The organism is Pseudomonas sp. SMSB3 (genome assembly GCF_052041965.1).
Classification (GTDB): Bacteria; Pseudomonadota; Gammaproteobacteria; order Pseudomonadales; family Pseudomonadaceae; genus Aquipseudomonas.
In genome coordinates this window covers 17,122-37,626 of record NZ_JBKGGV010000019.1, presented here as the reverse complement: position 1 = coordinate 37,626, position 20,505 = coordinate 17,122, and the positions used below count along the sequence as shown (strand labels likewise).

15 protein-coding genes and 6 pseudogenes are annotated in these 20,505 nt (G+C 50.0%); 20 read left to right on the top strand and 1 reads right to left on the bottom strand.

Annotated features, from left to right (window positions below; all coding sequences use genetic code 11):
* The 9 genes and pseudogenes from ACLEJW_RS22030 to ACLEJW_RS21990 form a co-directional block, all read left to right on the top strand.
* The coding region (locus ACLEJW_RS22030; protein WP_440778258.1) for a DUF2345 domain-containing protein at positions 1-610 on the top strand (610 nt) is incomplete at its 5' end.
* Positions 611-623: 13 nt separating this feature from the next.
* The gene (locus tag ACLEJW_RS22025; protein WP_440778257.1) at positions 624-2,327 is read left to right on the top strand and encodes an alpha/beta fold hydrolase; all 1,704 of its coding nucleotides are present in this window, start codon (positions 624-626) and stop codon (positions 2,325-2,327) included.
* Complete coding sequence (locus ACLEJW_RS22020; RefSeq protein WP_440778256.1) at positions 2,321-3,397, top strand: T6SS immunity protein Tli4 family protein; 1,077 nt, start codon at positions 2,321-2,323, stop codon at positions 3,395-3,397. The genes ACLEJW_RS22025 and ACLEJW_RS22020 overlap by 7 nt, the downstream gene beginning before the upstream one ends.
* A gap of 440 nt (positions 3,398-3,837) precedes the next feature.
* Positions 3,838-4,356: pseudogene (locus ACLEJW_RS22015) on the top strand (contractile injection system protein, VgrG/Pvc8 family); the annotation flags it as partial.
* Between the two features lie 413 nt (positions 4,357-4,769).
* The gene (locus ACLEJW_RS22010; RefSeq protein WP_440778255.1) at positions 4,770-5,750 is read left to right on the top strand and encodes a T6SS immunity protein Tli4 family protein; all 981 of its coding nucleotides are present in this window, start codon (positions 4,770-4,772) and stop codon (positions 5,748-5,750) included.
* Between the two features lie 420 nt (positions 5,751-6,170).
* On the top strand, positions 6,171-7,301 hold the full coding sequence (locus ACLEJW_RS22005) for a T6SS immunity protein Tli4 family protein (protein WP_440778254.1): 1,131 nt from the start codon (positions 6,171-6,173) through the stop codon (positions 7,299-7,301).
* Positions 7,302-7,705: 404 nt separating this feature from the next.
* The gene (locus ACLEJW_RS22000; protein ID WP_440778253.1) at positions 7,706-8,686 is read left to right on the top strand and encodes a T6SS immunity protein Tli4 family protein; all 981 of its coding nucleotides are present in this window, start codon (positions 7,706-7,708) and stop codon (positions 8,684-8,686) included.
* Positions 8,687-9,201: 515 nt separating this feature from the next.
* Positions 9,202-9,846 (top strand): hypothetical protein, encoded by a 645-nt coding sequence (locus ACLEJW_RS21995; RefSeq protein ID WP_440778252.1) that lies wholly within the window; start codon positions 9,202-9,204, stop codon positions 9,844-9,846.
* A gap of 15 nt (positions 9,847-9,861) precedes the next feature.
* A pseudogene (locus ACLEJW_RS21990) lies at positions 9,862-10,080 on the top strand (T6SS immunity protein Tli4 family protein); the annotation flags it as partial.
* Between the two features lie 307 nt (positions 10,081-10,387).
* On the opposite strand, the gene ACLEJW_RS21985 reads toward ACLEJW_RS21990, so the two are convergent.
* Positions 10,388-10,561 carry a hypothetical protein gene (locus ACLEJW_RS21985; RefSeq protein ID WP_440778251.1) on the bottom strand — a complete coding sequence of 58 codons (174 nt, stop codon included), beginning with the start codon at positions 10,559-10,561 and terminating at the stop codon, positions 10,388-10,390.
* A gap of 79 nt (positions 10,562-10,640) precedes the next feature.
* Between ACLEJW_RS21985 and ACLEJW_RS21980 the strand changes: the two genes are divergently transcribed.
* From ACLEJW_RS21980 to ACLEJW_RS21930, 11 genes and pseudogenes are all read left to right on the top strand, one after another.
* Positions 10,641-11,528, top strand: coding sequence for a T6SS immunity protein Tli4 family protein (locus ACLEJW_RS21980; protein ID WP_440778250.1), 888 nt, complete (start codon positions 10,641-10,643; stop codon positions 11,526-11,528).
* Positions 11,529-11,565: 37 nt separating this feature from the next.
* Positions 11,566-13,047, top strand: a pseudogene (locus ACLEJW_RS21975) (DUF2345 domain-containing protein); the annotation flags it as partial.
* Entirely contained in the window at positions 13,044-14,033 is a 990-nt protein-coding gene (locus ACLEJW_RS21970) for a DUF2515 family protein (protein ID WP_440778249.1), read from the top strand. The pseudogene ACLEJW_RS21975 and the gene ACLEJW_RS21970, both read left to right, overlap by 4 nt.
* Before the next feature lie 52 nt (positions 14,034-14,085).
* A complete protein-coding gene (locus ACLEJW_RS21965) occupies positions 14,086-14,886 on the top strand; it encodes a hypothetical protein (protein ID WP_440778248.1) in 801 nt (266 codons plus the stop codon).
* Positions 14,887-14,922: 36 nt separating this feature from the next.
* Positions 14,923-15,132: pseudogene (locus ACLEJW_RS21960) on the top strand (hypothetical protein); the annotation flags it as partial.
* 23 nt (positions 15,133-15,155) lie between these two features.
* Positions 15,156-15,452, top strand: a complete 297-nt coding sequence (locus ACLEJW_RS21955; protein WP_440778247.1) for a DUF2515 family protein — start codon at positions 15,156-15,158, stop codon at positions 15,450-15,452.
* Positions 15,445-16,302 carry a hypothetical protein gene (locus ACLEJW_RS21950; protein ID WP_440778246.1) on the top strand — a complete coding sequence of 286 codons (858 nt, stop codon included), beginning with the start codon at positions 15,445-15,447 and terminating at the stop codon, positions 16,300-16,302. Before ACLEJW_RS21955 ends, ACLEJW_RS21950 begins: the two co-directional genes overlap by 8 nt.
* 9 nt (positions 16,303-16,311) lie before the next feature.
* Positions 16,312-16,822: pseudogene (locus tag ACLEJW_RS21945) on the top strand (type VI secretion system Vgr family protein); the annotation flags it as partial.
* A 203-nt stretch (positions 16,823-17,025) separates the two neighbouring features.
* Positions 17,026-18,006, top strand: a complete 981-nt coding sequence (locus ACLEJW_RS21940; protein WP_440778245.1) for a T6SS immunity protein Tli4 family protein — start codon at positions 17,026-17,028, stop codon at positions 18,004-18,006.
* A gap of 177 nt (positions 18,007-18,183) precedes the next feature.
* Positions 18,184-19,324, top strand: a pseudogene (locus tag ACLEJW_RS21935) (type VI secretion system Vgr family protein).
* Between the two features lie 369 nt (positions 19,325-19,693).
* Positions 19,694-20,491: a hypothetical protein gene (locus ACLEJW_RS21930; RefSeq protein WP_440778244.1), complete on the top strand. Its 798-nt coding sequence runs from the start codon at positions 19,694-19,696 to the stop codon at positions 20,489-20,491.
* The last annotated feature ends 14 nt before the right edge of the window (positions 20,492-20,505 follow it).

Genomic DNA, 20,505 nt, shown 5'->3' with positions numbered 1-20,505 from the left:
AGCCGATATCGCCACCGCCACCCCGCAGAACACCCATCTGCACAGTGGCAAGCACCTGACCGTGAGTACCGGTGAGGACGTCAGTATTGCCAGCGGCAAGTCATTGCTGGCCAGCGTGGTGCAGAGCATCAGCCTGTTTGCGCAGAACGCGGGAGCCAAGTTGTTTGCCGCCAAGGGCAAGGTGGAATTACAGGCGCAGAACGATGAGATGCTGCTCACATCACTGCAGAACATGAAGCTCAGCTCCACAGCTGCCGGTATCGAAATCGCTGCCAAGGACGGGATCCTGTTGACCAGCGGTGGCGGTTACATCCGCATCAAGGGCGGCAACATCGAAATCCATGCGCCGGGCACGATTGATGTCAAAGGGGCGAAGAAGACCTTCAGTGGTCCTACAAGTTTATCACACAGTTACAATGATATGCCTGATGCAAACTTTGAAAAACGCATAGCACTTAAATATCAAAACGGTGAAGTGGCACGTAATGTGAAATATGAAATTCATCGAGAGGACGGTAGCATTATCAGCGGAATAACGGATGCCGACGGACGCGCCCAACAGCAAAAAAGCGACATGCTGGGCAAATACCTCTTCAAGATTATTGAATAAGCAAAGGTGCCGCATGGACCAGAGAGAAACCACACTCCAAATTCAGATAGGGCCTGACGGGCGTGAACAGGCATCAGCGCCGCTGGAGCGTCAGGGTTGTTCAGACAACCTATTATACATAAGTCCAAGACAGGCAATACCTGTCGTTTTCGTACCTGGGATCATGGGTACACCGCTACTCGCGACAGGAAAGAACAACAAGAATCTTGTAAAAAAATTAAAGGGGCGATGGAGCTGGTTCCCTGACAGTTTGGGATGGATGGGAATATTAAGCGTCATTGGAGGATTCAATCGTCTCAGCCCAGCAGAAAAGAAGACCCTGCTAGACCCAGAACAAACAAAAGTTCCTAGGGAAATAGGAGAAGCGGATTTCTCTGGGTTCGATTTGAAAACATGCCCATTGCCCAAGGATGAGATCGAAAGACGGGGATGGGGTTCGGTTCTTTTGAGCGACCTTGGTGGCTATGGACCAATCTTAAGCTTTCTCGAAACAGAGCTCAGAAGCCTTTATCATGATGATGGTAAAACAAAACCGCGGATTAAAGGTGCCATGCTTGCGTTTGAGGGCAGCATTCAGTCAATCAAGGGTTATGAAGCGCTAGACTTGGATGCCTACAAGAAAGCCTCCTCATGGAGTTATCCAGTATATGCGTGCGGTTATAATTGGTTGAAAAGCAACGAGGAATCGGCTGATGAACTGGCTCATTACATTCAATATGTTCTCAACGATTGCAACTCGCGACTGAAGTTGAAGTGCGATAATGTCATCCTCGTTACTCACTCAATGGGTGGTCTTGTAGGGAGGCGCTGCGCGCAAAAACATCCACAAAATATACTGGGGGTTGTCCACGGCGTACAGCCTGCTATTGGTGCAGGCACAGCATATCGGCGCGTGAGAGCCGGTTGGGAGGATTTCACAGGGCGATTGGCGATAGGCGCAAATGCTGATGAGGTCACCCCGGTCTTCGGCGCCCCAGGTCCTTTACAGTTGCTCCCAAATCAACTCTACGGCAACGGTTGGCTGAATGTCCGCTGGGAAAAAAAAGACGGCCCCATCTTGATGTCACTACCTCGGACGTCCAACCCCTACGATGAAATTTATTCGAAGACTACTGCTTGGTGGCGTCTTTGCGACCCACGCTTGGTAGAACCTCGCGCGCAAAATCGAGAGGGACTTGAAGAAGGCTGGAATTTATATTTAAAAAACCTGAAAATGGCTCAGAACTTCCATGCTGCATTGGGAACTTACTACTACCCTCAAACGTATGCGCATTTTGGATCTGACAGTAAATTCCCCGCCTGGAACAAGATTGACTGGGTGCTTAAAGCATTTAGAAATATGACAGGCCAATTTTCTCCTACATCGTCAAAAGAGGCGACGCCACACCTGAAGCTGATTACAGATAACAGAATCAATTATCTGACACTCAATAACCCGCAAACGGCCGGCAAGATTGCCTACCAGCCGCTGCATGGTCCCGCAGTCATAGGTGCTGAATATAGCGGGGATGCCTATCATGCGACGATGGCCTCGCAGGATGACACCGGTGATGGCACAGTGCCTTCGCACTCTGCTGCCGCTGTGACGGACCATATCAAATTTTCAGCTCGTCTTTCTGGCTTTGAGCACAGCGCTTCTTACAATGACAAGTCGGCTCGCGCGATTACGCTCCACTCGATCATCAGCCTCGCCAAGGACGCTAAAACCCTATGCTAATGCCTCGTACCGCACTCTCGGGTACAGTTGCACTTGTGATCGGCGGTGCTTTATTGACTGTCCCATTGACTATCCCTATTGCAAGAGGAGCACTAACAGCGATGGAACCAACTAAAAATCTTACAAAAATGGTCCGGGTAGGTCGGTTCAGTATTGATTTGCCGAACGACGCCGTATTTGATGGAGCATTACTCGAACTAAATGGCGTGCCTGTAGCCATTACACCAGGCTACATAAAGGCCCGTGTGGAGCGAGAGGCAAAAAAAAACTGGATTACCATCGAAGAGCGAAATCTCGGCAATGTAGAACATAAGGCAACCAAGGAGCTATTAGAAGATGGAGCCGTGATCTTTAAGTACGACCATACTCGAATTACCGGCGAAGGACTCGACGGCGAGCCGATTAACAAAATAGTGTACTCCACGCTGGCATACCAGTGGTTCAACAACATGAAATTTGTACTTGGCAACGACAGCACGCTCAATAAGGAAAAACAAATAAGCATAATTCTTAATTCAATACCGCTCAGCACCAGCACCATTGATAATCAACAAGGCATCTGCTACGTGAGTGGCTGCTTGACTCATCAGACCGGCAACGAAGGTGTTTATGTAGACTTTAAATTCGCAGAGCATCCTGACTTGAGGGCGAAATTCACATCCAAACAATATGGCGGTGTGGCCAATCAATATTTATCTCAAAGAAACAATAGCGGCTTTGCACCGACCGACGGGGCCGCATGGATGATGAAATCGGAGTACCAGCACCGCACCTATCGCAACACTAAGCGGACTATCAACAATCTTCCAGGTGAGGAGATAATTGAAGCAAGCACAGAAAAATCCGGAGAGGGATATCTGACCGAGATTAATGCCGTTTGGTATTATCCAGGCGAGCCTAATAGCGATGACAAGCCTGAAATTCGTTTCGATTTGGATTACAGCTACACGACCAAACAACCGCCGAAGAATGGCACAGGATTCCCTCATCCAAAGGAAGCGAATTTGATTGATGATGAAGAATTTATGAATATCTGGGATGACGCTCTCAACTCCCTCGCCCCACACTAGTTTTCGTCTAAACCATAGAGTCTCTGGTCTGTTACAGGGGATTCGGCATGAGTGCGATGATTTTCGGGATAACCGAGCGACAGAGCGCCTATTGCATCATGCCAACTACGCAAAGAGAAAATTGCCAATGACTTCTACGTCCCCAAAGACGCGCTACTTAGGAACCATCAGCATAGGGCTTGTTATCGCCGGCTCGATTCTTTCCCTCTTTTTATTAACCGGACCGAGCCATGGCACTATGCCTGGCATAGGAGGATATCAGAAAATTTTCGCACTATTTTCCTTATGGGTCACAAATCTCCTAACCCTCATACTTAATGCAATCTATTTCTTCTGCGTGCGAAAGCCAAGATGGTTGAAAATTATACTGCTGCTACAATTGACTGTTGCGCTTATTGCTCTTCTTCCTCTGAGTTGAAATTTGCGGCTGTTCCCGTGTCATGAACCTGGCCTTCGGCACCCCGCTTTCGCAAAGCGGCCGCCTGCTGCAACTGACCACCCCAATGGGTGCCGACCAGCTGCAGGCCCTGCGCGCCCACGGCGTCGAGCGCATTGGCCGCACCCCGCGCTTCACCCTCGACGTGCTGGTGCAGGACACCGAGTACGACCCGGAAAAACTCATCGGCCAGCCCGTCAGCCTCGCCCTGCTCTGCGACGACGGCAGCCAGGCCCCACGCCAAGGCCTGGTCGAGAGCGTGCGTTACCTGGGCAGCGACGGCGGCCTGCACGACTGGCAGCTGGTGTTCGCGCCCTGGTTCAGCCTGCTCGAGTACCGCAGCGACTGCCGCATCTGGCAGGACAAGACCCTGCCCGCCATCCTCGAGTCGGTGTTCAGCCAGTACGAACAAGCCAAGGGCAACTACCGCCTCGACCTGCGCCGCGAGTATGCGCCGCTGTCCTACGTCACCCAGTTCAACGAAACCGACGCCAACTTCGTGCAGCGCTGGTGCGCTGCCGAGTCAAAATCTCCGAAGCTTTATACTTGGGGTACTATTGAGTGGGGCTCAAAAAACTTGAAAGGTCTCGACGCAAAGAATGCAAAACTGAGCGGTGACAATCTCGATGCGCAAGTGGAACTCAATGGATTGTACACACTCGAAATTGGCCCGGGCTATTACCCTGGCGACGGAACGGTGCCTGCTTTTTCCTCTTCGTCTCCACGTGGAAAGCCGGGGGTTAAGGGCGCCGTCGCGCATGGTCAGAACAGCGGGGCGTTAAACCAATACTGCAAGACAGGAATATTCAATCAGTCAACCGGTTACGGCCATCAAGATGGCTATACTGACAAGGTTGGGCGCACTCGATTTGCGACACTGTATAGCTTAGTTCGCCTATCTGCACAGATCGGCGAACGGTGCCCAAGGAGCAGTAAATGCGCAGTATGTATAAAGCTTCTCTAACGCTATTTGCCCTTTGGTTACTCAACATATCCGTTGCGGCCGCAAACAAAATTGAAGGCAATGCCATGGACGATACAAACTGGACTACCCATTATTTTGGCCGTTTCGAGATCACCCTACCGAAAGGCTCGAAGATTTCGGCAGACTATAAAATTTTCAACGAAAATCTTGTACTGGTCAGTAAAAACGGACGCGCCAACCTGCCGACCTTAGTAAATCAAAAAACAGAAGAACTCAAAAAAGGTATTGCTCGAGGCACCAGCAGTCGTTACGAAAAAACAGTGCCTTTAGACAACGGCAGCATGCTGCTTCTGTCTCGGCTTGGTGAGTTCTACACATTCAATGCATACCTACTTTCAAATAAAAATACACTCTATCACCTGATGGCAAAAACGATTACCGAAAAAAGCATACCTGGCGGCATTGAAAAAATGCGCCTGTTGAGCAATACAATTTTCTTCCGCCACCCCAATGAGGCCCCTCCGCCGGGCGGTTTTGCCATTGAAGCCGGCTATACCACACTCCCCAATGACAAATTCTTTGAGTCCATCTATATGGGCGCCCAAATTTCCGGACACCCGGGCACCTATATAAGTCTTCTGACCAAAGGCATCCTAGAGAAAGAACCAACTCTTCTGCAGCGATTTGATAATCATGAGTATGACAGCTCCTTAAATGAACTGGCCAACTCGGGCCGGATGCGAACATTGCGAAAACAAAAGCGGAGCATTGGCGACTTAAACGGTGAAGAAGTCGCGATTAGCACATCGATCGATGGCAAGCAATTTTATGCATTCCAGTTCGAGTACGAAGGAACGCTGGAATCAAATACCCGACCTTACGTGGCCATTGAACTTGGCACACACGAAGAAGGAAGTAACTTTTCGTCTGACGATGAGGCATTAGCATTCTGGGATCGCATGCTAGCCAATTTCAAACCTCTCTCGGAATAAAGAAAGACCATATAGAGTGACTATGCACAATCTGTGACAGGTAGTCACTCTGTCAGGTTGCGATATTTAAGGTGCGTTTGCGTATGGCTCTAACTCCGACCGATATCCAGATCCATGCCGGACAGGTGCTCGCAGCCCTGCACCGTTGACGAACACCAGCCCCCCTTAGAGCTGGCTGAAGAATAACTTTGATTCAGGCTTGGACAAGCAGATGAGTCTATCATGAGGCGATGGCCTAGCAGGATGATTCGGCTGACGGCACAATGCGTTCGCAATCTACCGCCGCTGTGACGGACCACATAAAACTTTCAGCAGCACTCTCCAGCTTCGAACGCAATGCTCATATAACAAAAAGCCAGCAGCGATAATAGCTCCGCATTCTACAATCAGTATCGAGAAAGGCGTTAAAAATCTATGTTAATGTCTCGTACTATTTTAACGAGTGCAGTTGCACTTGTGATTGGCTGTACTTCATTGATTGCCTCACTGACCATCACTGTTGCAAGAGGTGCATCAACAGCGATGGCCTCAACTAAAAATCCAACAAAAATGGTCCGAGTAGGTCGGTTCGGAATTTCTTTGCCAAAAGACGCCGTTTTTGATGGCGCATTACTTGAACTGAATGGCGTACCTGTAGCCATAGGAGGTGCGCCTGAAGCCGGAGCCAAGAATATGACAACTGACAAAAAGACCTTTTACTTCGGGCGATATTCGATTGCGATTCCCACTAACGGAAGCGATATATGGTCATCGTATGAGGTAGTGAAGAAGAAAATTGAGTTCATCAGCAAAAATGGCAGGCGCGATCTCCCTAAAAGCACTGCAGAAACAATCGCCACAATAACTCGCAAGCATAATGCTGGTTATATCGATGAATACGATCATACACTTCCGCTTGACGGCGGAGGGGCAATTGTAGTATCCAAAGGTCATAAATACAGTTTTCACATTTACTACTTAACAGAAAAAAATACACTTTATCGCCAAACAGTCGAATCCATACCGGTGAGCGCTTTTGACAAAGCAGTCGCTAGAGCTAAAGAACTGAATAGTCTCATCCACCATCGGAATCCCTCGGAGCGGCCACCGAGCCGCGCCTTTGCGCTAGAAGCCGGATATATGGATTTGCCGGTGGACAAATTCGATGAGAAAGTCTCAATCGGATTACCGGTATCCTCAGTTCCGGGCATTCACTTGACTTTTGATACGCAAGTGATTGGAAAGCCCGAGCCCGGACTTTTGACTAGATTTAAGGAGCGGTCGACGGGCGCTTTGACTCTTCTAAAAAATCTTCTAGCAAGCTCAAGCGTCATCAGGAAAGGCGGAAGAAAAGTTGCCGGATTGAATTTTGAGGAGCTACTAATAAAAACCGCCACTGAAGGGAGGAACGTTTATGCTTTCCGACTGGAATTTTCAGGCACCCCTGAACTCAGTCTAGAGCCTTATACAGTTCTTGAACTTAGCACAGTTGATGGCGGCCCCGGATTTGAAAGCGACGAACAAGCTGTCAAGTTCTGGGATGATGTGGTAGAGAGCTTACAGCGGATATAGTTCGGCAACTAAGCTGCGGCGTGCACTATAATGCATGTCTCTTCGCACCCGCAGCATAATTTAGGCATATAGCTTCAATTTTATATTCATGGCATTCTCCATCGCTCCGGCTCCATCTATTTAGCAGCATCCGACTTAAACACAATGCGTGTTTGACAACAAGTCAGCTGGGCTTGTAACTCTGCACTCTATAACCAGTTCCGTGAAAAGCGCTGACGTTTATGCCAATGCCACGCACTGTTACATCGGATTAAGTTTCACTTGTGGTTAGCACCGACATTGCATGTTGTAAGATAAGCAACCCAGCGACAGGCTCAAATAAATGTGAGCACCAAAAACATGTAACGATCATGACGACCGAACGTTATGTGTCACACTACACAGCTTAGTGAGAATCTCTGCCCATGTTGAAATTTAACATCCACCAAAGCTTAACGCGCGCTCTAAAAGCATTTGGTACTGTCGCAATATTTATCTCAACAACCGCCGAAAGCGGAGCACTAGACATGAATAGTCAAAAAAAGACTTTTTACTTTGGCAGATACTCCATTTCGGCTCCCACGGATGGGTCAGGCATTTGGGCTTCATATAAAATAATCCACAAAGATTTACAGTACATAAGTAAAAGCGGCTTGCGAGACATCAATGTAAAAGTAGACGAGTCCATTGCTGAAATCAATAGGCTTCACAAAGCAGGGTACAAAGGATTTGATCAGAAAATCCCGCTCGATGGAGGAGGTTTCATTGTAGTATCCAAATCGACAAATTATGATTTTGATATATACTATCTAACCTCCAGAAATACGCTTTATCGTCAAGTTGTGGAATCCATTTCAATACCCGCTTTCGATAAAGCTGTAGCACTCGTGAAACACCTAAACTCAATGATTCATTACCGCCACCCAGAATCCAGTCCTCCCGAAGGAACATTTGCTGTAGATGCTGGCTATCTAACTCTTCCCTCCAACAAGTACCCTGAGCAAGTTTCAATAGGCCTGCCCATTTCCACAGCGCCAGGAATTCATGTAATTTTCGATACGCAAGTGATACGAAAACCAGAGCCTGGATTGTTAAAACGTTACAAGCAGCGTACATCAGGGGTTGTAACGCCAATGCTACAAAATATTCTGACGAACTCCAGTGTTTTGAGAAAAGCCCAAAGAACAGTTGCTGGACTGCCATTTGAAGAGCTTATGCTGAAGACCAAGTCTAGCGATCGAACCTTCTATTCATTCCGTCTAGAATATCCAGGCACACCGAAATCGAGCAGAGAGCCCTACACGGTTCTGGAACTGAGTACTCTGGATGAGGGTAAGACTTTCAATACTGACGGAGATGCCATCGAGTTCTGGGATAGCTTAGTAAACAGCATCAAACGGCTATAGTCTACGTTGTCATGTACCGGACGTATGGCACCCCATTTTCTCAAACGGGTTACCTGCTGCAGATGACCATTTTATTGGCTCCCAATGCACTGCAGAACCGACGCGCCCGCGCCTTCGGAACCAGTGGGCTGCCGCCAGGCTCGCCCTATTCCGCAACGACGGCTACCAGGCCACGCCACATTCCCTGGTCGAATGCGTGGGCTACCTCGGCAGCGATGCTGTTTTATCTGAGAACTTAAGAGACTTCTATCAAGTTAAAGCTGCTTTCGCCCATGGGAAAAACTCAACCTAACACCCGGACGTCTGTGAAACCGACATGTACAACAACACGCCAGGCTACGATCACCAAAGTGCTTATAACGATCCAGATCGCCGAACTCTTTATGCCACTTTGTATAGCATAGTGAGAATATCAAAAAATGTACAAATCAAACTGTAAGCGTCAGCCCTACTTCAAGCCAGTTGTATTTTTAGCCGCCATACTAGTTTTTGTATTTAGCGCAGGAGCACGCTCAATGGCCGAAACAAACACAAGATTTTACTTTGGACGATTTAGCTTTGAAGCACCGAGCACAGACCCTAAGGTATGGTCAGCTTATAAAATCGGCGAAAAGAAAATCGAGCTAATCAGCAAAAATGGCAAGCACGAACTTGACAAAAGAATAAGTAGCACCATCAGCGAAATAAATAAACTTCACAAAGCTGGATACCCGGCCTATGCCGAAACAGTACAATTAGATGGCGGCGGAGCTGTCGTTGTTTCAAAGTCTACCGATTATACCTTTGATATATTTTATCTCACCGACAATAATACCTTGTACAAGCAGCGAGTGGAATTTATTGATCTTGACTCATACAAGAAAGCCATGTCGGTTGTGGTTGAAATAAACGCCAGCATTCATTTCCGAGTGCCTGCTGCAAAACCACCGGCTGGCACTTTTTCTATAGAAGCCGGCTATATGAATTTCCCGCTGGATAAATTCCCTGAACAAGTGTCTATAGGTTTACCTGTTACATCCAAGCCCGGAATCCGCTTGACATTTGACACGCAAGTGATCGGCGCACCTGAAGAAGGACTCATTTCACGTTACGAAAAAAGACGCTCGGGCGTAATCACACCTCTTCTGAACAGTGTTCTCTCACGAACAACGCTGATTTGAAAATCAAAAAAAACCGTTAGCGGCCTTCAATTCGAAGAAGTACTGCTTAAATCGACTGCCGATGGCAAAATATCGTATTCGTTTCGTTTGGAGTATCCCGGCACACCTGAGTCTAGCCTAGAGCCATATACAGTTTTGGAATTGAGTACTGTAGAAGGCGGTCCGGGGTTTGAAAGCGACGAAGAGGCCCTTCTTTTTTGGGATAACATTGTCGCATCTCTGGAACGCACATGAATTATCTAGAAACATTTTGGCAGCTCAAATATTGAATGAGCTTTAGTGTCGCCGCAATTGGCTATTTTCCGTCCTTCCGGATAGAGCCCCTAGACACACCGGAAAATAGCCTAGGGCCTTATTTTGTCCTTGAGCTAAGCACCTTAGACATCTACAAGTGACGATGAAGCTATGACGTTCTGGGACAAGATGGAGTATTGGTCCTGGTTACTACCCTGGCGACGGTACGGTTCCAGCATTTTCATCTAGCGCACCTCGAGGTAAACCAGGTGTGCAGGGTGCATTCGCTCATGGACAAAATGGCGGACTAATCAACCATTACTGCAAAGTAGGGGCGTTCAACAACACGGCTGGCTACGGCCACCAAAATGCTTATACTGACAAGGCTGGCCGAACGCAATTTGCCACCTTGTACAGCTTGGTTAGAATCTAAAATAGCATTTGACTTTTCGGTAACAAAGGGATCCAGAATGATAGCCACCCAATTTTTACTTGCTGTAATATTAACATGCGCATCTTACTCCCTTCTCGCAGCCACCAATATACCAAGAGAGGCCGCCATGCTTGGCAACAACTGGACTACACACTACTTCGGCCGCTTTCAATTATCGCTGCCGCAAGGGTCGGAAATTGCTGCTGACTACAAAATTTTTGATGAAAAAATTGAGTTGGTAAGCAAGAATGGAAAATCTCAACTGCCCATCCTCACTCAACAGCTTATTGATGATCTAGATAAAGGAGTGGCTCGCGGGACAAGCAGCAAATACGAAAAAACAATTCAGCTCGACAACGGAAGCGTTCTTTTGCTTTCGCGCCTCAGCACTCTTTACACCTTTAATGCTTACTTGCTCACCAGTAAAAATACGCTGTACCACATGATGATAAAACGTGTTACACCTAACGGAGTGCCTGAAGCAGTTGAAAACATTCGAAAGCTAAGCAATACCATTTATTTCAGACACCCTAATGCGGAACCACCGCATGGTGCATTCGCATTGGAAGCGGGTTACTCTATGCTTCCAGATGATCAGTTTTTCGAATCCATATACATGGGCGCACAAATCAAGGGGCACTCAGGTAACTATGTAAGCCTTCTTACAAAGAGCATCATTGAGAAAGAGCCCAGCCTGCTCGAACAATTTGAGAAAAAGGAATATGATCCGGCAGTAGGAGAGCTGTCAAATAATGGCCGTTTACAAACCCTTCGAAAGAACAAACGCACTGCCGGTGGCATCGATGGAGAAGAGGTCGCAGTTAGCGCTGTCATAGATGGCAAAACCTTTTATGCCTTCCAGTTTGAATACGATGGCACATCGGAGTCCAATACGCGCCCTTACATTGCAATTGAATTAGGCACTCACGAAAGTGGAAGCAACTTTGAGTCGACTGAGGAAGCGTTGGCATTCTGGGATGAATTATTACAGAGCTTCAAACCTCTTTCGGAGTGATATGACCGCGATTGGCGAAGCTACTATACATTCCGCACTGTTCACCGACACCCTCAACCGCGTCTGCGTACGCTTCCACTGGGACCGCCTCAGCCAGGACGGTGAACTGAGTTCCTGCTGGCTCCGCATGCTGCAACCGAGCAGCGGCCCGGATTGGGGCAGCGTGCACGTGCCACGCGCCGGCGAAGAAGTGGTGGTCACCTTCCTCGACAACGACATCGACCGCCCGCTGATCATGGGCCAGGTGTACGGCGGCCACAAACCGGCCTGGCACTCCAGCGGTTTGATGAGCGGCTACAAGAGCAAGGAAATCGGCGGCGGCGGCTTCAACCAGTGGGTGATGGACGATTCCACCGGCCAGGTGCGCACCCAGCTGCACAGCAGCCACGGCCACACCCAGCTCAACCTCGGCTACCTGATCGACCAGCGCGGCAACCACCGCGGCGCCCTGCGCGGCACCGGCTTCGAGCTGCGCACCGACGCCTATGGCGCCCTGCGCGCCCAGCAGGGCCTGTACCTGAGCACCTGGAAACGCAGCAACGCCCAGGGCGCGCAGCTTGATATCAGCGAAGCCCAGCAGCAGTTGCAGAACAGCGAGCAGCGGCTCAAGACCCTCTCCGACACGGCCAAACAGCACAACGCCGACGCTCTCCAAGCCGGCCTCGACAGCCTGACCCAGCTCAACGCCGACGCCGACGTCACCTACGGCAGCGACAACAGCAGCCCGAGCCAGGGCCCGAGCGAGCAGCAACGCAACGGCGGCGACACCGCCTGGGCCATCCGTAGCGGCGGTCGCGGCGAGACGCCGGGGTACCAGAAGCCACTGCTGATCGCCTCCTCCCCAGCCGATATCGCCACCGCCACCCCGCAGAACACCCATCTGCACAGTGGCAAGCACCTGACCGTGAGTACCGGTGAGGACGTCAGTATTGCCAGCGGCAAGTCATTGCTGGCCAGCGTGGTGCAAAGCATCAGCCTGTTTGCGCAGAATGCCGGGGCCAAGCTGTTTGCCGCCAAGGGCAAGGTCGAACTGGAGGCACAAAGTGATGCCATGGAACTGACTGCGCTGCAGAGTATGAAGCTCACGTCGCTAGAACAGTTGATCGAAATGTCGGCGCAGAAAGAAATCCTGCTTACCAGCGGTGGTGCCTATATCCGCATCAAGGGCAGCAACATCGAGGTGCATGCGCCGGGGACCATCGACATCAAAGGGGCGAAGAAAACGCTGGATGGGCCGGCCAGCATGGAGCACTCGTTCAAGGAGCTACCCACCGGTCCTGACTCTGGCATGTATGACGAGCAGAACAAATTAATAACCGGATCCGGAGTGCCGCTGAACAATGTGGCACTCGAAGTAAATATACCCGGCAAGGGGAAAAGAGTGTATTTCACTGATCAGGACGGCAATACGCCTCGCTTCTTCAGTGAAACCCCAAGTGCCGCAAAGGTCAGGCTCATGCCAGATGAGTTTGTAGTACCAGCGGGTGCTGAAAAATTTGTACCGAGAATAAAGTCATGAAACAAGATTTCGAGTTTAATGAAAAGCCTTGCTCAGTCAATCGACTGGGCCTTGAGTGCGAGGATGGATGGTCGCTCGGGCAGCAGGAAGCTGTAAGGCGACTATCGATTAAAACGCGTGTCGAGTTTAAGCAGACAGCACGCTTCGAGCTGATCAAAGACTTCAGTATTCGGGCTGAACGAATTGCCGGTAATTACGCACGTATTTATCTTGAGCTAGAGCAAAACGGCAAACCGGAACTGCAAGGGCGGTTTTACTGGACTGGGCTAGCAGCATTTGCCAGCAAACAGGTTATGTGCGCGCTCGATTACTCTAGCTTAAGCAAGTGGCGCTACACGGGGGTTGCCATCCCTTTTTTCGACAGAACCAAAAGCCATTTGGGCAAAGGAAACTTTTGGTTGTTTCAAGATATATTTGTATGGCACTGGTTTTACATTAACTTTCCAGATGAATTCATGGAATGCAAGGATAAACGGGACTGGAATACTTATCCGGAATGCTTCAGAAATGCATTCAAAGAACTGCCCTGGGTAGATGATGCCCTGCCTACAATCAATTATTTTAAAGTCACTCCCGACCTGGCCGATGGTTTCAATTTCATTTCTGAAACTGAAAATCTACCACTGAGCAAGTTGCGGCGCGACACGCAATATGAATCCCTTTTGGCTATCGCGAGGCATGAGCAGCTCATGATACTGCAGCCTTTGATTTATGAAAGCTTGGACTTCAAGGCTTTACTGAGAAGTCAATCAGTCATGGAAGGCCACATAGGTGTTCCTCGGCGTCTCGCTGCGCTTAGCACTCACTGCGAGACCAACAATCCAGAGTACGACATTGTCATGACCGAGGGTCAGCTGTATAACAAAGGCGACCGCATGAATTTCATCACGGAAATCGCGCAGAATTATCACTCTCTAATGAACCAAAAACCCGACTATATGAAACAGAGCATCCAAGACATCTCCGAATGGAGTAATAATGTTTAAAAAGATTGGATACCTATTTTTTGGCTTAATTTCAGCTTGCGGGGAACCTAACATGAACGAGAACAAATCTACCATCAGGTTTCAAATTGACGCCCCTATTGATAATGCTTTGGCATCATCATCCACCACTTTTAAAAAAGATTGCATGCAGGGGGTGTGCCTTTATAAATTCTCGCTTTCTTTCGCCAATCCTGTTCGTGCTAATCTTTCGATTGATTCCAAAACGGGCAGCTTAAATTTCGACGATGTCGTTAGCACAACCTTGGGAACCTTTGAAAGCAATATTATTAATAATGCCAGAGTGACGCTCGGTGGTGTGCCAGAAGACTCTGAACACGAGCAGGCAATGCGCTATTTCAATCAACAAGTAGAAAAGCTACTTTCTGCAGGCTGGGAAAGATATATATTCCAGAATGAGGCAAGAGTCTCAGGAGAAGAAGCCTATAAATTTGAAAACCCTCGGTCAATATTGGGCAAGCCCGTCGGAACCGGCCCGTGGAAGGATCCTGCCTTGAAACTGAGCGCAGAGGAGTGGCTTACTCTTCCGACGATCAACAGCTGGTATTTCTACAGAGATGGAGTGTACCTAATTTTTCGCGTTCAGCGTGAGAAAAACACTCAAGCACCGCAAAAACTCGGATCTTACTTATTCACACTTAACTTTGAATCTGAAAGCGATTTTTACAAAGGCTTCGTTGAAGGTGAAAAAGACCGTGAAAACTGGAAAGCTCTTGTACCTGCTGAACTCAAACGCATGGCCCAGGAACGCGCCCAAACCGAGGCACGCCTGAAAAAAATGGGCATCGCCATCGATGAGGACTACCAGGACCCGCCCATCAAGGCCCTGGAATAACCACCCGATCAGTCCCCACTCAGGAGACCCTTTGTCATGGACCTGACCTTCGGCACCCCGCTCTCGCAAAGCGGCCGCCTGCTGCAACTGACCACCCCACTGGGTACCGATCAGCTGCAGGCCCTGCGCGCCCACGGCGTCGAGCGCATTGGCCGCACCCCGCGCTTCACCCTCGACGTGCTGGTGCAGGACACCGAGTACGACCCGGAAAAACTCATCGACCAGCCCGTCAGCCTCGCTCTGCTCTGATTGCGTACCATGAATAACGCATGATTTTGCAGCCATTGATTTATGCGAACAAATTATTCAAGACGCTGCTCAACAGTCAGGCGTTAGTCGAAGGCCATTTCGGCGTACCTCGTCGGCTCGCTGCATTCAGCACGGCTTGCGAAACGAACGACCCTCAATACGACATCGTAATGACTGAAGGTAAGTTGCATAACGTCACGGACAGAATGAAATTCATTGGAAATGTTGCAAACAAGTACCACAATCTTGTGCATCCCCAGAGCTCCCACATGGAAAGCACAATAAGGACCATTGCCTCTCGGAGTGAAAATGCGTAAAACCGTGATTATCTTGCTGTTCGCAGCACTGTTTGGATGTGAGAACCCGAAAATGAAAAACGACAGGCCCACAATCAAAATAAATTTTTACGAGCCTATCCAGTCCCTGCTGTCTAAATCGACTGCACCGCTGTCCAAAAACTGCAATAGTGATATCTGCTTTTTTGGGTTCGACATCTCTTCAGCCAGCCCGAACAAAGCCGTATTGACCGTTGAAAGCAGAAATCAAGCTATGGTTTTTGACGACGTTATCAGCGCGGCATTAATGACCTACAAAAGTGATACGCTCTCAAACTCGTATGTCACGCTGAATGGCGTAGCGCCAAATAGCGAGCACGAACTTGCCATGAATTATTTTAGTGAGCTTCTAGATAAACTCCGCAAGGCAGGATGGCAACGCTATATCTATCCAAACGAGGCGAGAATATCAGCCACTGAAAGCAGTAAGTTCAAAGATGTGGATGAAGTCCTAGATACTCCTGTCGCAACGGGCCCATGGCAAGACCCCACCCTTGGCCTGGATAAAAATGGTTGGCTATCTATGCCAATGTTCAGCAATTGGCTGTTGTATAGAGACAATGAATACCTAAAAGTAACCGTACAGCGTGAAAACGACGCGCAAGCGCCCAGAGAGAAAGGGTCCTACTTGTTCACCTTGACCTTCCGGAGTGAAGCCGATTTTTACAAGAGCTTCGTTGATGACGAAGACCGCGAAAACTGGAAAGCTCTTGTACCTGCCGAACTCAACCGCATGGCCCAGGAACGCGCCCAAACCGAAGCACGCCTGAAAAAAATGGGCATCGCCATCGATGAGGACTACCAGGACCCGCCCATTAAGGCTCTGGAATAACCACCCGATCAGCCCCCCTCAGGAGACTCTTTGCCAGGTGCCGGTGAAGAAGTGGTGGTCACTTTCCTTGACAACGACACCGACCGCCCGCTGAGCTACCTGATCGAGCAGCGCGGCAACCACCGCGGCGCCCTGCGCGGCACCGGCTTCGAGCTGCGCACCGACGCCTACGGCGCCCTGCGCGCCCAGCAGGGCCTGTACCTGAGCACCTGGAAACGCAGCAACGCTCAGGGCGCGGAGCTTGATATCAGCGAAGCCCAGCAGCAGTTGCAGAACAGCGAGCAGCGGCTCAAGACCCTCTCCGACACGGCGAAGCAACACAACGCCGACGCCCTGCAAGCCGGCCTCGACAGCCTGACCCCAGCACAACGCCGACGCCGATGTCACCTACATCAGCGACAACAGCAGCCCAAGCCAGGGCCCCAGCGAGCAGCAACGCAACGGCGGCGACGCCGCCTGGGCCATCCGTAGCGGCGGCCGCGGCGAGACGCCGAGGTACCAGAAGCCTCTGCTGATTGCCTAATGTCTCATCAGCCAGTTCCAGAAATTTCTCAAATGTCAAAGGTGCGTTTGCGCATGGCGCTAATTCTGACCGATATCCAGATGCATGCCGAACAGGCGCGCACAATTATACAGAGGGCTATGAGCACCAGAATGCTTATAATGACAAGGATGGAAGAACGCTGTACGCTACTCTTTATAGCATCGTGAGAATATCCGCACATGTTTCCATATAAAAAGTCCACGAAAAGAATTAGGCTGCTCATCTCGTTGGTGAGCGCACCTTTATGCCTAGTAATTAGTTTAAAAAGCGGAGCGAACGATAGGCAAGACACCACCAACCGTTTTTATTTTGGACGCTTTTCCTTTGCCGCAGACACTACCGGCGAAAATATTTGGTCTTCGTATAAGATTGCTGAAAACGATATAAAGCTAATCAGCAAAAACGGCAAGAGGGACATTGACAAAGCAATTAATGACGCCGTAGAGAAAATCAACAAATTACATAAATCTGGATATCCGGCTTACGACCAAACTATAGCACTCGAGCATGGCGGCGCGATTGTAATTTCAAAAGGAAAAAAATATAACTTTGATATTTATTACCTTACCTCCAAAAACACGCTATATCGCCAAACTGTAGAAGGTGTCTCTCTGCAAGGTTTTGACAACTCCATTAAAATCACAAAAGATATAAATTCCGGTATTCACTTCCGCAATCCCACGACCCCTCCGCCAGCAGGAGCTTTCGCGTTAGAGGCTGGGTACATTGACCGGCCTTTAAATAAGTACCCTGAACAAATTTCTATAGGACTACCAATATCGACAACTCCAGGAATTCATATAATTTTCGACACTCAAATCATCGGTGAAACTGAGCCCGGACTAAGTTCTCGCTATGAAGAGCGCACAACGGGTGGAATGACACAACTTTTAAAGAGCTTATTATCCAAAACCACTCTAATTAGAAAGAGACAACTCATGGTTGTCGGTTTACCATTCGAAGAACTGCTTCTAAAAACCAAGTCAGACGGAAGAATATTTTATTCCTTCCGCCTAGAGTTCCCAGGCACACCAGAAAAAAGCCTAGAGCCTTATACCGTCCTTGAGCTAAGCACCTTGGACAAGGGTGAGACATTCGCAAGTGACGATGAAGCTCTAACGTTTTGGGACAAGATGGTGACCAGCATAGAGCGCATCTAAACTAGTATTTATGGCTTCTGGAAAAGGAAAATTAAAACGAAGCAGATCATCGATACCCCACCTTCGCAAAGCGGCCGCCTGCTGCAGCTGACCACCCCACTGGGTGCCGATCAGCTGCAGGCCCTGCGCGCCCACGGCGTCGAGCGCATCGGTCGCACCCCGCGCTACACCCTTGACGTGCTGGTGCAGGACACCGAGTACGACCCGGAAAAACTCATCGGCCAGCCCGTCAGCCTCGCCCTGCTCTGCGACGACGGCAGCCAGGCCCCGCGCCATGGCCTAGTCGAAAGCGTGCGTTATCTGGGCAGCGACGGTGGCCTGCACGACTGGCAGCTGGTGTTCGCGCCCTGGTTCAGCCTGCTCGAGTACCGCAGCGACTGCCGCATCTGGCAGGACAAGACCTTGCCCGCTATCCTCGAGTCGGTGTTCGCCCAGCACGAACAAGCCAAGGGCAACTACCGCCTCGACCTGCGCCGCGAGTATGCGCCGCTGTCCTACGTCACCCAGTTCAACGAGACCGACGCCAACTTCGTGCAGCGCTGGTGCGAACGCGAAGGCATCTTCTGGTACGTCGAGCACAAGGCCGATAGCCACTGCATCGTCTTCATCGACAGCAACGACACCCTGCCCCCCCCTCGCGCCACAGCAACTGCCGTTCCACACCCAGAGCGTGACCCAGAAGCAGGACGGCATCACCCAGTGGAGCACCGGCTCGCAGTTGCTCAGCGGCAAGCTCAACTGGCGCAGCGTCGACTACCTGGCCCACAGCCAGCCGCGGGAAAGCGTGATGCCGGCCCTGCAGGCCGCCTCTGCCCCGGCGGCCCTTGAGCATTACGAATACCAGGGCCAGTACAACTGGCAGAAACAGGAGCGCGGCGACTGGCTCAGCCGCGTGCAGATCGAACAGCGCGAATCCCAGGCGCGCCGCGTGCACGGCCAAGCCGGCGTGCGCCAGTTGCAGGCCGGCCGCTGGTTCGAACTGACCCAGCATCCGCTGTACGAGCGCAAGGCCGCCGAGGACCGGCAGTTTCTGCTGATCGAAGTGCAGTTCTTTGCCGAAAGCAACCTGCCCATGGCCCAGCAGCGCCGCGAAGCGCCCGGCAGCCTAGCCCCCTTATTCAAGACCGTGCGCCCGGCACCCGACGATGGTCTGCTCGGCTCGGCTTTGAGCGAAGCGTCCTATGGCTTCTTCACCAGCCACTTCGAAGGCCAGCTGCACAGCGCGCCGTACCGCAGCCCGTTCGAGCACACCAAGCCCGCCTCCCCCGGTCCGCAGACCGTCGTAGCGGTTTCGCCCAGCGGCAATGAACTAGGGTGATTGCAAAACACGGACAGCTTATGGCTCTGCAACTGCTGATCTATGACAACTGGCTTTTTCAAAAGTTGTGATATATACAAGCCTTTGTGGAGAGCAACCTAGGTGCGCTAAGGCGGCTCGCGGCTATGAGCACAGCTTGCGAAAATAACGACCCTGATTAACACACCATCATGACCAAAGGAAAACTGTATAACGACAACGACCGAATGAAATTTATCACTGAAATCGCAAACAATTATCATTGACTAATGAAATCCAAAAGGGCTTACATGGGGGAAAACATCTCAACAATGTCAAGCTGGGGTGACAATGTTTAAGCATTTTAGCCAATTGTTATTCATCGTTGTCGTAGGGTGCGGAGGCGCCGATATGAACACAAATAAACCATGCTTAGAATTCGAAATCGGCTCATCGATAACGCATGCCACTTCCGCATCCACGGCAATCTATAAGAAAGATTGCGTTCTCGATATTTGCGTCTATAAATTCGGCCTTGCATTCAGCGAGCCAGTCCGCGCGAAACTGACTATAAAAACAAAATCAGGCGACCTTCAGTTTGATGACATTGTAAGCGCTTCATTAGGCACATACGGAGGCGACATTATCGGTGATGCCAACGTTACTTTAGGCGGGGTAGACCCTGGGTCCAAACACTCTGAAGCATTACACTATTTTTACCAGCAGATGGACGAATTGCATTCGGAAGGATGGAAGCGCTACATCTTCCAAAACGAAGCAAGACTTAGAGGTAGTCAGTTAAACAATTTTAAGGAGCATAACACGATACTCAACCAACCGGTAGTGACGGGGCCTTGGGTAGACCCCGGCTTGAGACTCAAGGTTGCAGAGTGGCTGACACAGCCTATGATCAGCACTTGGTATTTCCACAAAGATGGCGTCTATCTACTGTTCCGGGTACAGCGGGAGGATAGCGAGAAAGCACCCCAGAAAATGGGGTCTTACTTGTTCACTCTCACATTCGAGTCCGAAGCCGAGTTCTATAAAAGCTTCGTCAAAAATGAATACCGCGAAGACTGGATTAAACTCCTCCCCGCCGAGCTGAACCGCATGGCCCAGGAACGCGCTCAAACCGAAGCACGCCTGAAAAAAATGGGCATCGCCATCGATGAGGACTACCAGGACCCGCCCATCAAGGCTTTGGAATAACCACCCGACCAGCC

Bases quoted from the DNA above. Each gene is read 5' to 3' on its own strand.
- ACLEJW_RS21965 (WP_440778248.1), top strand. From the start codon at position 14,086: ATGAACGAGAACAAATCTACCATCAGGTTTCAAATTGACGCCCCTATT.
- ACLEJW_RS21980 (WP_440778250.1), top strand. From the start codon at position 10,641: ATGCTTGGCAACAACTGGACTACACACTACTTCGGCCGCTTTCAATTA.
- ACLEJW_RS21995 (WP_440778252.1), top strand. From the start codon at position 9,202: ATGGCCGAAACAAACACAAGATTTTACTTTGGACGATTTAGCTTTGAA.
- ACLEJW_RS22025 (WP_440778257.1), top strand. From the start codon at position 624: ATGGACCAGAGAGAAACCACACTCCAAATTCAGATAGGGCCTGACGGG.
- ACLEJW_RS22000 (WP_440778253.1), top strand. From the start codon at position 7,706: ATGTTGAAATTTAACATCCACCAAAGCTTAACGCGCGCTCTAAAAGCA.
- ACLEJW_RS21950 (WP_440778246.1), top strand. From the start codon at position 15,445: ATGCGTAAAACCGTGATTATCTTGCTGTTCGCAGCACTGTTTGGATGT.
- ACLEJW_RS21940 (WP_440778245.1), top strand. From the start codon at position 17,026: ATGTTTCCATATAAAAAGTCCACGAAAAGAATTAGGCTGCTCATCTCG.
- ACLEJW_RS21930 (WP_440778244.1), top strand. From the start codon at position 19,694: ATGAACACAAATAAACCATGCTTAGAATTCGAAATCGGCTCATCGATA.
- ACLEJW_RS21970 (WP_440778249.1), top strand. From the start codon at position 13,044: ATGAAACAAGATTTCGAGTTTAATGAAAAGCCTTGCTCAGTCAATCGA.
- ACLEJW_RS22005 (WP_440778254.1), top strand. From the start codon at position 6,171: ATGTCTCGTACTATTTTAACGAGTGCAGTTGCACTTGTGATTGGCTGT.
- ACLEJW_RS21955 (WP_440778247.1), top strand. From the start codon at position 15,156: ATGATTTTGCAGCCATTGATTTATGCGAACAAATTATTCAAGACGCTG.
- ACLEJW_RS22020 (WP_440778256.1), top strand. From the start codon at position 2,321: ATGCTAATGCCTCGTACCGCACTCTCGGGTACAGTTGCACTTGTGATC.
- ACLEJW_RS22010 (WP_440778255.1), top strand. From the start codon at position 4,770: ATGCGCAGTATGTATAAAGCTTCTCTAACGCTATTTGCCCTTTGGTTA.